This window comes from Pseudomonas sp. MWU12-3103b, from assembly GCF_023100615.1.
In the GTDB taxonomy this organism is placed as follows: domain Bacteria; phylum Pseudomonadota; class Gammaproteobacteria; order Pseudomonadales; family Pseudomonadaceae; genus Aquipseudomonas; species Aquipseudomonas putida_A.
On record NZ_JALMEY010000013.1, the window covers coordinates 137,666 to 150,954 of the forward strand.

16 protein-coding genes are annotated in these 13,289 nt (G+C 59.2%); 5 read left to right on the top strand and 11 right to left on the bottom strand.

Annotation, left to right across the window (positions count from 1 at the left end):
* Positions 1-295 precede the first annotated feature (295 nt).
* Together M0808_RS20105 and M0808_RS20110 are read left to right on the top strand one after the other, a co-directional pair.
* Positions 296-1,126: an undecaprenyl-diphosphate phosphatase gene (locus M0808_RS20105; protein WP_247842221.1), complete on the top strand. Its 831-nt coding sequence runs from the start codon at positions 296-298 to the stop codon at positions 1,124-1,126.
* Complete coding sequence (locus M0808_RS20110) at positions 1,123-1,551, top strand: DUF1294 domain-containing protein (RefSeq protein WP_247842222.1); 429 nt, start codon at positions 1,123-1,125, stop codon at positions 1,549-1,551. Before M0808_RS20105 ends, M0808_RS20110 begins: the two co-directional genes overlap by 4 nt.
* Before the next feature lie 119 nt (positions 1,552-1,670).
* Here M0808_RS20110 and M0808_RS20115 read toward each other — a convergent pair whose 3' ends face one another.
* A complete protein-coding gene (locus M0808_RS20115; protein WP_247842223.1) occupies positions 1,671-2,030 on the bottom strand; it encodes an MmcQ/YjbR family DNA-binding protein in 360 nt (119 codons plus the stop codon).
* A complete protein-coding gene (locus M0808_RS20120) occupies positions 2,027-2,935 on the bottom strand; it encodes a LysR substrate-binding domain-containing protein (RefSeq protein WP_007964611.1) in 909 nt (302 codons plus the stop codon). Before M0808_RS20120 ends, M0808_RS20115 begins: the two co-directional genes overlap by 4 nt.
* Before the next feature lie 125 nt (positions 2,936-3,060).
* Between M0808_RS20120 and M0808_RS20125 the strand changes: the two genes are divergently transcribed.
* The gene (locus M0808_RS20125) at positions 3,061-3,672 is read left to right on the top strand and encodes an FMN-dependent NADH-azoreductase (protein ID WP_064587669.1); all 612 of its coding nucleotides are present in this window, start codon (positions 3,061-3,063) and stop codon (positions 3,670-3,672) included.
* A gap of 238 nt (positions 3,673-3,910) precedes the next feature.
* Positions 3,911-4,948: a dienelactone hydrolase gene (locus M0808_RS20130; RefSeq protein ID WP_123586467.1), complete on the top strand. Its 1,038-nt coding sequence runs from the start codon at positions 3,911-3,913 to the stop codon at positions 4,946-4,948.
* Positions 4,949-5,070: 122 nt separating this feature from the next.
* Here M0808_RS20130 and M0808_RS20135 read toward each other — a convergent pair whose 3' ends face one another.
* The 7 genes from M0808_RS20135 to M0808_RS20165 all read right to left on the bottom strand — a co-directional run bounded on the left by M0808_RS20135 (position 5,071) and on the right by M0808_RS20165 (position 11,727).
* Positions 5,071-6,258: an MFS transporter gene (locus tag M0808_RS20135; RefSeq protein ID WP_247842224.1), complete on the bottom strand. Its 1,188-nt coding sequence runs from the start codon at positions 6,256-6,258 to the stop codon at positions 5,071-5,073.
* 282 nt (positions 6,259-6,540) lie between these two features.
* Positions 6,541-8,127 (bottom strand): ABC-F family ATPase, encoded by a 1,587-nt coding sequence (locus tag M0808_RS20140; protein ID WP_027612713.1) that lies wholly within the window; start codon positions 8,125-8,127, stop codon positions 6,541-6,543.
* Between the two features lie 12 nt (positions 8,128-8,139).
* On the bottom strand, positions 8,140-9,342 hold the full coding sequence (locus tag M0808_RS20145; RefSeq protein ID WP_247842225.1) for a tyrosine-type recombinase/integrase: 1,203 nt from the start codon (positions 9,340-9,342) through the stop codon (positions 8,140-8,142).
* Positions 9,343-9,597: 255 nt separating this feature from the next.
* Positions 9,598-10,095, bottom strand: a complete 498-nt coding sequence (locus M0808_RS20150; protein WP_247842226.1) for a hypothetical protein — start codon at positions 10,093-10,095, stop codon at positions 9,598-9,600.
* Positions 10,096-10,146: 51 nt separating this feature from the next.
* Positions 10,147-10,464 (bottom strand): hypothetical protein, encoded by a 318-nt coding sequence (locus tag M0808_RS20155; RefSeq protein WP_247842227.1) that lies wholly within the window; start codon positions 10,462-10,464, stop codon positions 10,147-10,149.
* Positions 10,461-11,090: a hypothetical protein gene (locus tag M0808_RS20160; RefSeq protein WP_247842228.1), complete on the bottom strand. Its 630-nt coding sequence runs from the start codon at positions 11,088-11,090 to the stop codon at positions 10,461-10,463. Before M0808_RS20160 ends, M0808_RS20155 begins: the two co-directional genes overlap by 4 nt.
* A 49-nt stretch (positions 11,091-11,139) precedes the next feature.
* A complete protein-coding gene (locus tag M0808_RS20165; protein ID WP_247842229.1) occupies positions 11,140-11,727 on the bottom strand; it encodes a hypothetical protein in 588 nt (195 codons plus the stop codon).
* A 104-nt stretch (positions 11,728-11,831) separates the two neighbouring features.
* On the opposite strand from M0808_RS20165, the gene M0808_RS20170 reads away from it, so the two are divergent.
* Positions 11,832-12,107, top strand: coding sequence for a hypothetical protein (locus tag M0808_RS20170; protein ID WP_247842230.1), 276 nt, complete (start codon positions 11,832-11,834; stop codon positions 12,105-12,107).
* 49 nt (positions 12,108-12,156) lie between these two features.
* Here the strand turns inward: M0808_RS20170 and M0808_RS20175 are convergent, their stop codons facing one another.
* Positions 12,157-12,651 (bottom strand): hypothetical protein, encoded by a 495-nt coding sequence (locus tag M0808_RS20175; RefSeq protein WP_247842231.1) that lies wholly within the window; start codon positions 12,649-12,651, stop codon positions 12,157-12,159.
* 10 nt (positions 12,652-12,661) lie between these two features.
* Complete coding sequence (locus tag M0808_RS20180; RefSeq protein WP_247842232.1) at positions 12,662-13,246, bottom strand: hypothetical protein; 585 nt, start codon at positions 13,244-13,246, stop codon at positions 12,662-12,664.
* Positions 13,247-13,289: the final 43 nt, after the last annotated feature.

The window sequence follows — 13,289 nt, forward strand, 5'->3', positions numbered from 1 at the left end:
AACGCTGTCACTCCGATTTCTTTTTCTTGTAATAAATCAACGCCAGCATCCAACCACGTTTGGGTGGTCAGGCATACGCGACCCAAGTCGAATAACGCCGCAGCACTATTAAGGCTTGTCTGTTAGGATTTCGGCCCCGCGCGTGAAAACCTGAATCCAAATTGATATTTCACGGAATTTTGACCGTTTCGTGTGGATCCTGTGCGCGCGGAATCGGTACAGCTACGCTGAACGCAGTGAACGTTAGAAAAATATTATCGGGGCATGCCCGCGTGCATCGCTCTTTGGGGGATTGATGGATCTTTGGACCGCCTTGCAGGCACTGATTCTTGGAGTTGTAGAGGGGCTGACGGAGTTTTTGCCCATTTCCAGTACTGGACACCAGATCATTGTTGCCGACCTGCTCGAGTTCGGCGGCGAACGGGCCATGGCGTTCAACATCATTATTCAGCTCGGCGCGATCCTCGCGGTGGTCTGGGAGTTTCGTCGCAAGATTCTCGACGTGGTGATCGGCTTGCCGACCCAGCCGAGTGCGCGGCGTTTTACCGCCAACCTGCTGATCGCGTTTCTGCCAGCGGTGGTGCTGGGGGTGATTTTTGCTGACCTGATTCACCAATACCTGTTCAATCCGATCACTGTCGCGACCGCGCTGGTGGTGGGCGGTGTGATCATGCTGTGGGCCGAGCGTCGCCAACATGAAGTGCACGCCGAAACCGTGGACGAGATCACCTGGAAGGACGCGCTGAAAGTCGGTTTCGCGCAGTGTCTGGCGATGATCCCCGGTACCTCGCGTTCGGGCTCGACGATCATCGGCGGCCTGCTGTTTGGCCTGTCGCGCAAGACTGCGACCGAGTTCTCGTTCTTCCTGGCGATGCCAACCATGGTCGGTGCGGCGGTGTACTCCGGTTACAAGTATCGCCATCTGTTTGTGCCGGCGGACTTCCCGGTGTTCGCCATTGGTTTCATCACCGCGTTCATCTTCGCCATGATCGCCGTGCGCGGTCTGCTCAAGTTCATCGCCAGCCACAGTTACGCGGCATTCGCCTGGTACCGGATTGTTTTCGGTCTGGTGATTCTGGGGACCTGGCAGTTCGGCTGGGTGGATTGGTCGGCGGCGAAACCATGAGTGATTCCCGCGCGCGCCGCCCGGATGGACGACCGTCCGGTGGCGGCATTCAGCATCTGAAACTGAAACTGGCGGTGCTGCTGATCGTCTGCGCGCTGCCGCTGTTCGGCTCGCTGTCGATGTGGCTGCGCGACATCTCGCTGGTGCCGTTGACCGCTTATGGCGTGGTCAGCGTGCTGGCGTTTTTCATGTACTGGGCAGACAAGCGCAAGGCCCGCGCCGATGCCTGGCGCACACCGGAGAACATCCTGCATGCGCTGGAACTGGCCGGCGGCTGGCCCGGCGCGCTGATCGCCCAACAGGTATTCCGGCACAAGACGCGCAAGGTGTCGTTTCAGATTCTGTTCTGGGTGATTGTGGCGCTGCATCAGGTGTTCTGGATCGATCAGTTGTTTCTCGGTTCGAACCTGCTGTCACTTTTTTAAGCTTCACACATGACCCATGTGGGAGCGGGCTTGCTCGCGAAAGCGGTGTGCCAATGGACGAATATGTTGTCTGACACACCGCTTTCGCGAGCAAGCCCGCTCCCACCAAAATCAAAAAGCTAGAGCAGTAATCCGATCTGGGTCTTCTTCGGCAACTTGCCCACCACCAACTGATGCGAACGCTGCAGCAATCCCTGCAGTTCCTCGGCACCCAGCGGGTAGGGCGGGTGCATGATGATCCACTGCGCCCGCGCCAGATAAGGCGCAGGGTGAATGCCCGGGCGGTCGCAATGGCCGAGAAACAGGTCCTTGTCGACCTTGAACGCCAATGAATCCCCGCGCAGCCCTTGCAGGGCAAACATCTTGTTGTCGGCAATCGAGAACACCCGCACGCCGCCCCATTTGTAATCCTCCCGCGCACCCGGCAAGGCCAGGCAGAAGGCGGCGACATCCGCTTCGTTCATTTTTCCCTTGTTCATAACAACCGCTCCCCACACGCATTGAACGATTCGACCAGATGATCGATCCATGCCCGCACCGCCGGCATCACCCCGCGTCGATGCGGATACACCGCCTGCAACCAGCCGCCGGGCAACGACCACTCGGGCAACAGTTGCACCAGCGCGCCGCTCTCAAGGTCGGCTTCGCAATACATCATCGGCAGCAGGGTAAAACCCTGGCCGGCGAGCACACAGGCCTTGCGCACGATGAAGTCATCGATGCCCAACCGCGCCTCCATGTTCAGTTCGACGCTGTTGCCTTGCTCATCCAGCAAGCGCACATGCACCATGCGATCGGCCTCCAGCGCGCCGAGCACCGGCAGGTTCTTCAAGTCCTGCGGATGAGTGATGGTTTTGCCCTCGACAAAAGCCGGGCTGGCCACCACGACCATTTGTGCCTGGCGCAGACGCCGGGTGACCAGCAAGGGGTCTTCATCGCCCAACTCGCGTACACGCAGGGCCACATCGAAGCCTTCGGCGACCAGATCCACCCGGCGATTGAGCAGCACCACCTCCAGTTGCACCTGAGGGAATTTGCCGAGGAATTCGCTGATCACCCACGGCAACATTTCCCGCGCCAGACCGGTAGGACAGGATACGCGCAGGCGGCCACGTGGCTCGCTGGACATGCTGGCGACCGCTTCGTCGGCCATCTCCGCTTCCAGCAACATCGCCTGACAGTGACGCAAGTAGCGCTCGCCAACCGCGGTCAGGTTCAACTGGCGCGTGGTGCGTTGCAGCAGACGGGCGCCGAGGCGCTCTTCGAGTTCGGCAATGCGTCGTGACAGTCGAGACTTGGGAATGCCCAGCAAACGCCCGGCTGCGGCGAAGCCACCGGCCTCGACCACCTTGGCGAAATAGTAGAGATCGTTGAGATCCTGCATGAAAAGTCCACCGTTCTATCAGTGGGACGAACTATCGCATTGTCGGCGGCTAATCAGCTATTGGTTTCTTCCGTAGGATTGTCTCCATTCCGTCGCCGCCGGCGATTCTTTACAGGAGATTCCACATGAAACTGCTGCACATCGATTCGAGCATTCTGGGCGACAACTCCGCTTCCCGTCAGTTGAGCAGCCAAGTCGTCAAAGCCTGGCAAGCCGCCGAGCCAACCGCCGTGGTCACCTACCGTGACCTGGCCGCCGACGCCATCAGTCACTTCTCGTCGACCACCCTGGTGGCTGCCGGTACCACTGCTGAGCTGCGCGACGCCGCACAACAGCACGAAGCCGAACTGAGCGCCTCGACCCTGGCCGAATTCATCGCTGCCGACGCCATCGTCATTGCCGCGCCGATGTACAACTTCACCGTGCCGACCCAGCTCAAGGCCTGGATCGACCGCGTCGCCGTTGCCGGCCAGACTTTCCGCTACACCGAAGCCGGCCCTGAAGGCCTGTGCGGTGGCAAGAAAGTGGTGATCGTCTCCACCTCCGGCGGCATCCATGCCGGTCAGGCGAGCGGCATCGCTCACGAAGAATATCTGAAGCTGGTACTGGGCTTCCTCGGCATCACCGACATCGAAATCGTCCGTGCCGAAGGTCTGGCCTACGGTGAAGAAGTGCGCAACAACGCGATGAGCGCTGCTCAGGCGAAGATCAGCGAGCAGTTGTTCGCCGCCGCGTAAGCATTGCGTAAAGACCAGCTGCCGTTCAGGTAGCCCCTCAAAAAACTCTGTATTCTGGTTCTGCAAGGGCCAGATGCGGAGTTTTTTGTTTCTGACTGTTGCATAATCTGGCCCGGGTTATGCAGTCAAACGATCAACGTCTGAGTGCACCGTTGCGCCGGATCTCCGAACCTCAGGGTTTGGGGCGTGTCGGAACACAAAGGATCTTTCGATTGAGTAACACAGGGTGGGCCATCCCATGATGCGTCTTTGTGCAACGTTACTGATTTGCCTGCTCGGCAGCCTCGGTTCAGTGCATGCCGCGCCCGGGCGACACCCTGTCTGGAGTGTCGGTTACCACGAAATGACATTCCTCGATCCGCTGGATCTGCAACCGATGCGCGCCATCGCCTTCTATCCTTCCAGCGACCGCGAACACAGCAGCCTGCTTGAGGGTTACACCGTCGAGGCCGGCGCCGACACCAAGGTTGCCATCGGTCGTTTTCCGATGCTGATGCTGTCTCACGGCAACACCGGCACGCCGCTGGCACTGCATGACCTCGCCACCTCGCTGGCCCGCAAGGGCTTTGTGGTGGTCGCGGTGATTCATCCCGGCGACAACTCCAAAGACCACAGCCGCCTCGGCACCCTGAGCAATCTGTATGGGCGGCCGATCCAGATTTCCGAAGCAATCACCGCGACCCTCGGCGACCCGATGCTCTCGCCGTTCGTCAACGCTGATCAGGTCGGGGTCATTGGTTATTCTGCCGGTGGCGAAACCGCGTTGATTCTCTCCGGCGCGCAGCCGGATCTGGATCGCCTGCGCCGCTACTGCCAGGAACGCCCGGACGACCATGATGCCTGCAACACCCAGGGTGAACTGATCGTCGACCGCGACGATTTGCAGCCAGTGGCCGATCCGCGTGTGCATGCGCTGCTGTTGATGGCACCGCTAAGCCTGAAATTCGGCCGTAGCACCCTGGCGGATGTGCATGTGCCGGTGCTGCTGTACAGCGGCGATGGCGACAAGCTGGTGGCCTTCGACAAAAACGCTGCTGCTCTGGCGCGCAAACTGCCAACCGCACCGGACTTCAAATTACTGGCCGGGGCAGGGCACTTCGTATTCATGGCGCCGTGCAACGAAGAGCAGATCCGCGCCATGCCGGCGTTGTGCACCGACGCCGACGGCGTGGATCGCGAAGACATTCACCGCAACCTGATCTCCGAGGCTGGGCAGTTCTTCTCGCGCACGCTGGGCAAGCCGAGCCGGGCGGGGATGCAGACTGCGGATCAATAAACGACTCAATCCCCCTGTGAGAGCGGGCTTGCTCGCGAATGCGATAGATCAGTCACTCTATATTTTGACTGACCCACCGCCTTCGCGAGCAAACCCGCTCCCACAGTGATTTGTACGAAATTTCAGGATGTCGAGTGGCGCTTGAGCAGCAAGGTCAACCCCAGCCCGATCACCGACAACAGCGCCGCACTGAAGAAAATCCACGCATACCCCAGGTTCAACGCCACTGCGCCCATCAACGGCCCGGCAATCGCCAGCGCCAGATCAAAGAACACCGCGTAAGCCCCCAACCCCGAGCCACGGCTGGAACTGGGCACCTGCTTGATCGCCTCGACCCCTAGCGCCGGATACACCAGCGACAAGCCAAACCCGGCCAGTCCCGCGCCGATCAGGGCGAACGCGGTAGAGGGCGCGAGCCATAGCAACACCAGTCCGACGGTTTCGATGCTCATGCAGGCAATCGCCGAATTGAAGCCACCAAAACGGCTGATCGCCGAAATGAACAGCAGCCGCGACAGGATGAAACATACGCCGAACACCGTCAGGCAATACGCCGCGCCGCTCCAGCCACGGTTGAGGTAATAAAGGGTGATGAAGGTGGTCAGCGTGCCGTAGCCGATCGACGCCAGAGTCAAACTGGCCCCATACGGTGCAATCCGCCCGAACACCGCCCAAAAAGGCAGCCGTTCGCCGCGCACCACCGGCACCGAAGGTTTATTGCGGATCAACACCAAGGCCCCGGCGGCCAATATCGACAGAGCGATGCCCAGGCTGGCAAAGCCGTAATCGGCGACCATGACCACGCCCAGTGGCGCGCCAATGGCAATCGCGCCATAGGAGGCAATGCCGTTCCAGCCGATCGACCTCGCTGTGTGTTCGACGCCGACCTGGCCCATGCACCAACTGATGGTGCCGACGCCGATCAAGCCCTGTGCGACGCCGAGAAGCAGGCGCCCGACGATCAGAATGATCAGGCTCGGCATCGGGAAGTCCTGCAACAGCGTTGAGATCAGCGTCAGCAGCCCGCTGAGCACAATCCCCGACAAGCCAAAAACAATCGCCCGTTTGGTACCCAGCGTATCCGACATGCGTCCGGCCATCGGCCGACTGAGCAGGGTGGCCAGATACTGCGAGCCGATGACCAGCCCCGCAATAATGGCGCTGAAACCCAGCTGCTCATGCACATAACCGGGCAGCACCGCGATCGGCAGGCCGATGCACAGGAAGGCGACAAAGGTATAAAACACGATGGAGACGATCTGCAGGGTGATCGCCAGGGAGCTTTGCGGAGGCGGTTGCTGCGCAGACATGTGGACTCGTTCGCGGGCGGCGGTGGGAGAGTGGGCATCATGGCTGGGTGCTGGAATAAAAGGAAGCAGGCTAACTATTTTTCCTGGCTATTCCGATTGTTGCTGGTGTCCTCATCGCGAGCTGGCTCACTCCTACAGGAGGGGGCGCATTTCAAATGTAGGAGTGAGCCTGCTCGCGATGGTGTTGGTGCCCGCATAAATATTGGCTCCGAAATGCAAAAAGCCCTGTCACACCGACAGGGCTTTCGCTTGAAGCTTGAAGCTGGAGGCTCGAAGCTGCTCTTAGAACACCACACCCTGACTACGCAGGTAGTCATCGTAAGTGCCGCTGAAGTCAGTCACGCCGTTGGCGCTCAGCTCGATGATGCGCGTCGCCAGGGACGATACGAACTCACGGTCGTGGCTGACAAAGATCAGCGTGCCCGGGTAGTTTTCCAGCGCCAGGTTCAGCGCCTCGATCGATTCCATGTCCAAGTGGTTGGTCGGTTCGTCCATGATCAGCACGTTCGGCTTTTGCAGGATCAGCTTGCCGAACAGCATGCGACCTTGCTCACCACCGGAAATCACTTTGACCGACTTGAGGATCTCGTCGTTGGAGAACAGCATGCGGCCCAGAGTGCCGCGAATCATCTGCTCGCCCTGAGTCCACTGACCCATCCAGTCGAACAGCGTCACGTCGTCTTCGAAGTCGTGCGCATGGTCCTGAGCGTAGTAGCCCAGTTCCGCGGCGTCGGTCCACTTGACGCTACCGGCATCCGGGGTCAGTTCGTTGACCAGGGTACGCAGCAGGGTGGTTTTGCCGATACCGTTCGGGCCGATGATCGCTACGCGCTCGCCCGCTTCAACCTGGAAGCTGAAGTCTTTGAACAGTGGCTTGCCGTCGAAGCCTTTGGCCATTTTTTCGACCATGACCGCCTGACGGTGCAGCTTTTTGTTCTGCTCGAAGCGTATGAACGGGCTGACGCGGCTGGACGGCTTGACCTCGGCCAGCTGGATCTTGTCGATCGCCTTGGCGCGGGAAGTGGCCTGTTTGGCTTTCGAGGCGTTGGCCGAGAAGCGGCTGACGAACGATTGCAGCTCGGAAATCTGCGCTTTCTTCTTGGCGTTGTCCGACAGCAGTTGCTCGCGGGACTGGGTCGCCACGGTCATGTACTCGTCGTAGTTGCCCGGGAACAGGCGCAGCTCGCCGTAATCCAGGTCAGCCATGTGCGTGCACACGCTGTTCAGGAAGTGACGGTCGTGAGAGATGATGATCATCAGGCTGTTACGCTGGGTCAGAACGTTTTCCAGCCAGCGAATGGTGTTGATGTCCAGGTGGTTGGTCGGTTCGTCGAGCAACAGCACTTCCGGATCGGAGAACAGCGCCTGCGCCAGCAATACGCGCAGTTTCCAGCCTGGCGAGACTTCGCTCATCGGGCCGAAATGCTGTTCCAGCGGAATACCCAGACCCAGCAGCAGTTCACCGGCGCGGGATTCTGCGGTGTAGCCGTCCATCTCGGCGAACTCGGTTTCCAGCTCGGCCACGGCCATGCCGTCTTCTTCGCTCATTTCCGCCAGCGAGTAGATGCGATCGCGCTCGGCCTTGACCTTCCACAGCTCTTCGTGACCCATGATCACAGTATCGATCACGGTGAATTCTTCGTAGGCGAACTGGTCCTGGCGCAATTTACCCAGACGGACGTTCGGCTCGAGCATGACCTGACCGCCGGACGGATCGAGGTCGCCGCCGAGGATTTTCATGAAGGTCGACTTGCCGCAACCGTTGGCGCCGATCAGGCCGTAGCGGTTGCCCGCACCGAATTTGACCGAAACGTTTTCGAAGAGCGGCTTGGCGCCGAACTGCATCGTGATATTTGCTGTGGAGATCAATTACTTTACCTATCAATGGGTTGCGAGCCGCACATTTGGCGCTTGGGCCATTCCTGGGGCATTTTGGAGCTTTTCCATCTCGCCCCAGTCACCGCTGGAATTCAGCCAGCGGGCATAGGTCGAGAGCAGCATTTGGACGCTGTGTCCAAGCTGTTGGGCAATAAAGGCGGGATTCATGCCAGACATTATGCATATTGTCGCATAAGTATGACGGCAGTTGTACGGCGGCCGATAACGAACCTTCAGCCTTTCCAGTGCCGGCCCCCATTGTTTGTGCAGGTCCGAGGTCTGTCTGACGTGCTGGCTCATCTTGGAAGGGGGGAACACGTAGGGAAAATCCTTGATCGCCCCGGTGCCAGCCTTCCGGCGCTCCGCGTACTGCTCTGCAAACGCCAGAGCGTGCAGTGCGCGATCATTGAGCAGCACATACCGATTTTTCTTCGTCTTGGTGCGCTCCTTGATCACGCCCTGGGCGATCGCGCGACAGACGTGAGCTTGGCGCTTCACCCTGTCCACAGCATCCCAGCGGAGGGCGATGATCTCCTGCGGCCGCATGCCGGTGAAGAAAGCGAACTCGAAGAAGGCCGCGTAAATCGAACTTGGCCAATGCTCTGTGCTGTAAAGCTCCGCGATTATCTTGTTAGCCTCTTCCAGCGTGAACGGATCAGGCTCACCCTTCTTGCGCTTCGGCGCGTCTAATAGCTCGGCCGGGTTCTTCCCGATGAGCTCTTCTCGCACAGCATCATCCAGAATGGTGCTCAGTCGGACGATGGCGTTACGTTTCACGCCTGGCGACGACCACTCAATCTCCCCTACGATTTTTCGCAGCAGCATCGTGCTGATCGCCGTCAAGCGAGTGAGTGCCAGGTATGGCATCCAGTACAGGTTCAGCGCGCTTTTGTAGTTCAGGTGCGTCCCTTCCTCAATTTCCCTTCCGCTCAGCCAGGCCTGCGCATACTCCCCGAACAAAACCTCCTTGCCCCCGGACAATGCCGACCCGGGGAACAGTTCTGCGTATTTCGCTTCGTTGAGCAGGCCATGCTTGATCAGGCCGACTACTTGATCTCTAAGACTGGTGGCAGCCTTGATGCCCGCTTTCGTGGTGGGAAGCGCGAGTGTTTCGGATCGACGCTTACCGTCCCAACTAAAACGGATCCGGATGGTGTCGCCCCTGATTTCCAGCCCGGCGGGCAAACCCAAAGGCTTTCGAGCCATTCGTCGTATCTCCTGATGCTGTACATGATGTTGTGCCCGAACTTGTTCCATACCCCTTCGGGGATCTGGTTTCTGCTGCGTCGGGTCTGCAGGGCCTTCATGGTTGTGCCGAGGCGTTCGGCCATCTGCTTTTCGGTGATTTTGTCGGGGTCTGGTGCTTGTAGAACTTGCAGCTCTCCAGGCATAGCGGTGTCCTCTGCCCGGGGCGGGCGTAATTGCTCCATGCCGCGCGTGGCGGCAGAAGGTGGTGATGGGTTATGCGCCGGCCTTGGCCAGAGCTGCGTCGGCAACTGCCATTGCGGCTTGAGCGTCGTTCACGTAGGCGGGATCGAAGTAGCCGGCCAAGTGGATGGTCGCCTGACAGGCGCGCAGGTTCTCGCGGGTGAGCTTCAGCGCGGCGACGAGCTCTTCGTGCAGTCCGCGTTCCTCGCGGCCGATATCCCAGAAGCGCTGGCCCCAGTGTCCGGTCGGTGGTGGGTTGCTGTTCTGCGCGCCGAGCGCCAATGCACCGACTACAGAGTCCAGCAGGTCGCGCTTGTAGGCGTTGTCACCATCAATGCTCAGGCCTTGGCGGCGCAGCGCGTCGAGTGCGTTATTCAAATTCGCCTCGGGCGACGGCAGCACCAGGTCAAAGTCGGCCTTGCCTGGCCGGCAGGTGATGACGAACATCTGGCAGTCGAGCGGCAGGTGCTGGGCCATATCCATGATCGCTTCGATAACGGCTTCGCGCAGGTGGTGTTTTTGATCGGACATACGAATTCCTCGCCCGCCGTACACCGGCAGGCTGTTGAGTTGGGGGAGGGGTTACTGCTGGATCAGTTCGGCGGGGACGTCGACCGTGCCGCCGTGTTTGGCGAATACCACTGCGCGGAACACGGCGACAGTTCGGGTTTCGCCGGGCTGGCGGTTGAACGGATCCCGGGCCGTATCGGCCAGCCAGGGTGACTGGTGGCCACGCTCGACCCAGACGCCGTACTTCGTGATCAGTTGCTCGGCGTCGGGCAGGGCGAAGAGATCCAGCTGGCCCGCGACGGGCTGCTGGTCACCCTCGATTGCGTTGATTACCCAGTCCAGCGCAGGGCCGGTCAGTTCCTCGGTGCGGACGCTGACCAGGCGGCTCACGACTTGAGATCTCCGACTTTCAAGCGCTCTTCAAAAAAACTGAGCTTGCGCCTCATTCCACGGACAACCCTTTCCTCAAGATCCACCGATCCCAGCAAAATGGTAAGCGACTCAGCCTTCGCTTTGACCCATGCTGCGTGGGCCTCTAACTCCGAATCGAAGTAACCCAATGCCTTGCGATGCTTTCCTACATTGCACTGAGCCCGATATCTCCCGGAGGCCTTGTGAAAGCTCGCACCAACGAGGCTCGAGCCTTTTTCGTCACACTTCGTCCAGAATACGTTCACGCTTTTCGGGACGAAGCAGCAGGTGCTCGGTGAGTAATGAGAGCCATCGCCAAGGATGTCTTTGTCCAGCTCATTACCATGCCATGGCATTGTTTCCATCCAGGCTTTGAAGTTCGAAAAACGCCTCCACTCATCACAAACAGTGGTGTTTCTGTAGGTTGGATTTCTGGGTTTGAATTTATCGCTGTAACACCGCGTTAGCATGTGTGACCAGCGCCGGTAATAAGGGCAATCGAACTCGGTGATGTATTTTTTTATTCCGTTATCCAGGCACGACCTGTTCGCCTGAATTTCGTAATCGGCATCGTTTATGCCCCATCCACAAACCAATTTATTCATCGCCATGGACCTCGATAGATCAGGTAGGCCATGTAGAGCGGGGCGAAGATCATGGCGCGACCCTCGCTGCGATAACCTCATCGATTAGCGATTGTGGGAGCCGTGCTGCGAATGCTCCTTCTGACCAGGACAGCGGTTGAGACTGGCGAATCATCTCGTTCAGCAGCTCGAACGCCGCAAGCAACTGGTCATCGTTGATCTCGCCGTCTTCCGGCAGGTCGTCGCAGAAATGGTCTGCCGGGTCGATTTCACTTGGATAGTTCGGCTCACAGATGCAGAGCTGCAGGTCGGCCAGGTCGATATCGCTGTCGACCAGGTAGTCGCGCAGATCGTCTTCATCGAAGAAGTACCGGTCACCATCAAAGATAACCAGCGGCTCGCCGGCCCAGTCCTTGATCGGCATAGCCGCAAATTTTGCTTGGAGCCGGGCGTGGCGGCATTCATTGCAAGAACTGCTCACCTCATAGATCGGATGTTCAGGATTCACGTCGCAGCGGCGATGAGTTGCGCCGCAGTAGCGGGCAAGGTTTTCGTCGGCGCCGAAAAAGCGACCGTCAGCGGAAACCCAACCGGTTACCGTTTTGAGGCTGGCCGCTTCCGGGGCGTCGTACATGATGATTGGCTTTTTTGCAGACATGACTTCGTCCTTGCCGCTATAGCGGCTGACTTTGAAGGGGAGGGAGTAGAGGTTTTTGAAGCTACGGCTACTATCGATATGAGTCAGTTATTGCGGTGGCCCAGATGCTCAACGAGACAGATAAGGTTGGACAGACGTTCAAGCGTGCGTTCTTCCGCGTCGACGGCGTGGCGATGTACTTCTTTTGGGCAGTTTGGATGGGGTTAGCAGTCTGGCAGCTATTTGATCCAAGTAAGCCAAAAGGCGTGTCTCTCATTTTTGTTGTGGGTGGCATGATGAACCCTTTTATTTTTCTCCTGTTCGGCGTCATGCGCACACCCGCTCCCTGGACTGCTTTACTTATCGTCGGGCTGAATGTTCGCTTCCTGATATTTGGCTGACTTTGAAGGGGGTGGGAGTAATTTTTGCGGGCGGAGTACAGATGTACTCTTATCGGGATCCGGCTGATTCGGTGGCTGGGTGTGTCGCGTTCCAGCGCTCGAAGGCTTCTTGGGTGGTGGCTGCTTCAATCTTCTCGTTGCACTGATTGCACGCCGCCACACCGCCCGAGGCGCCGACATCGCGGTGACCTTGCTTGCACGGGTTCATGTGCCAATCATCATCCTGTCCCGACTCGGTGCTGGCGGAAAGCTGGGCATCGATATCAGCCATAAGCTCCGCAGGAAGGTCGAACTCCGCTTCGTCCGGATCACAATGCTGCTCTCGGACGGCCATCACACAGCGCCGCAGCAACCCTGCCTGATCATCAATCCGCTGATCCGCTGCGTTCAGGCGCAGCTGCAGGGCGTCACGCTCGGCGGTTACCCGGTCGAAGTCGCGCAACAGGTCTTGCGCCACGGCATGGAACTGGCTTCGAGACATCGCACTCGCCATGGCGACCGCGATCGGTGCCTGAATCGCTGTCCTTGTTATTTCGCTCATCATGCACGCTCCATCAGTTGTCTGAATTGGTGTAGGTGCGCCAAGGCACCTTCACGCCGTTTACGAGGCATCCCCAGTCACCGCGCCACTTGCTGGTGATGAAGAGAGTGATGACGCCGCAGGGGGATACCTGGTCGATGCGGTGGTATTCGCCGTGCAACAGCTGTGCGGTGTCGCCCGGGCGCCGGTCGATGTACTCAGTGGCCTGGAAGGCAGCGTCGAATGACTGGCGCAGCTCGGAGGCTTTCATCAGTAACTGGTGAAGTGCCGGATCATCAGGTCGAAGCAGTCGCTGCTCCGTGTACCAGCCGCGCAGGATGATCGTCCGAGCGTTCCATGGGTGGTCGTGCAGATCCCGATCGGCGTCCTCGCGCATGATGTGGTGAATGCGGAACGACCACGGGCACCACCAGAACCTCGCCTTGTGCGTCTCCCTGCTGTACGGGTTGAATAGCCACCAGCGGCCCATGTACATCTCGGTGCCGTCGGCGGACATGATGTGCTGGTAGGGGGTGAGCTTGGCGCGGGCGATGAGCCAGTCGGCGATTGCTGGGCGCGCGAGTACCTTGGCGATGATTCGCCAGAAGATGTTCAGCATGGATGGTGTCCTATGCCGGGGCATGCCCGGGCGGTGGAGGGTG

What these genes read in the sequence shown, in the direction of transcription:
- M0808_RS20110 (WP_247842222.1), top strand. Translation starts at nt 1,123, where the DNA reads ATGAGTGATTCCCGCGCGCGCCGCCCGGATGGACGACCGTCCGGTGGC.
- M0808_RS20150 (WP_247842226.1), bottom strand. Translation starts at nt 10,095, where the DNA reads ATGTCCGATCAAAAACACCACCTGCGCGAAGCCGTTATCGAAGCGATC.
- M0808_RS20130 (WP_123586467.1), top strand. Translation starts at nt 3,911, where the DNA reads ATGATGCGTCTTTGTGCAACGTTACTGATTTGCCTGCTCGGCAGCCTC.
- M0808_RS20115 (WP_247842223.1), bottom strand. Translation starts at nt 2,030, where the DNA reads ATGAACAAGGGAAAAATGAACGAAGCGGATGTCGCCGCCTTCTGCCTG.
- M0808_RS20135 (WP_247842224.1), bottom strand. Translation starts at nt 6,258, where the DNA reads ATGTCTGCGCAGCAACCGCCTCCGCAAAGCTCCCTGGCGATCACCCTG.
- M0808_RS20105 (WP_247842221.1), top strand. Translation starts at nt 296, where the DNA reads ATGGATCTTTGGACCGCCTTGCAGGCACTGATTCTTGGAGTTGTAGAG.
- M0808_RS20175 (WP_247842231.1), bottom strand. Translation starts at nt 12,651, where the DNA reads ATGATGAGCGAAATAACAAGGACAGCGATTCAGGCACCGATCGCGGTC.
- M0808_RS20125 (WP_064587669.1), top strand. Translation starts at nt 3,061, where the DNA reads ATGAAACTGCTGCACATCGATTCGAGCATTCTGGGCGACAACTCCGCT.
- M0808_RS20120 (WP_007964611.1), bottom strand. Translation starts at nt 2,935, where the DNA reads ATGCAGGATCTCAACGATCTCTACTATTTCGCCAAGGTGGTCGAGGCC.
- M0808_RS20170 (WP_247842230.1), top strand. Translation starts at nt 11,832, where the DNA reads ATGCTCAACGAGACAGATAAGGTTGGACAGACGTTCAAGCGTGCGTTC.
- M0808_RS20165 (WP_247842229.1), bottom strand. Translation starts at nt 11,727, where the DNA reads ATGTCTGCAAAAAAGCCAATCATCATGTACGACGCCCCGGAAGCGGCC.
- M0808_RS20160 (WP_247842228.1), bottom strand. Translation starts at nt 11,090, where the DNA reads ATGAATAAATTGGTTTGTGGATGGGGCATAAACGATGCCGATTACGAA.
- M0808_RS20145 (WP_247842225.1), bottom strand. Translation starts at nt 9,342, where the DNA reads ATGGCTCGAAAGCCTTTGGGTTTGCCCGCCGGGCTGGAAATCAGGGGC.
- M0808_RS20180 (WP_247842232.1), bottom strand. Translation starts at nt 13,246, where the DNA reads ATGCTGAACATCTTCTGGCGAATCATCGCCAAGGTACTCGCGCGCCCA.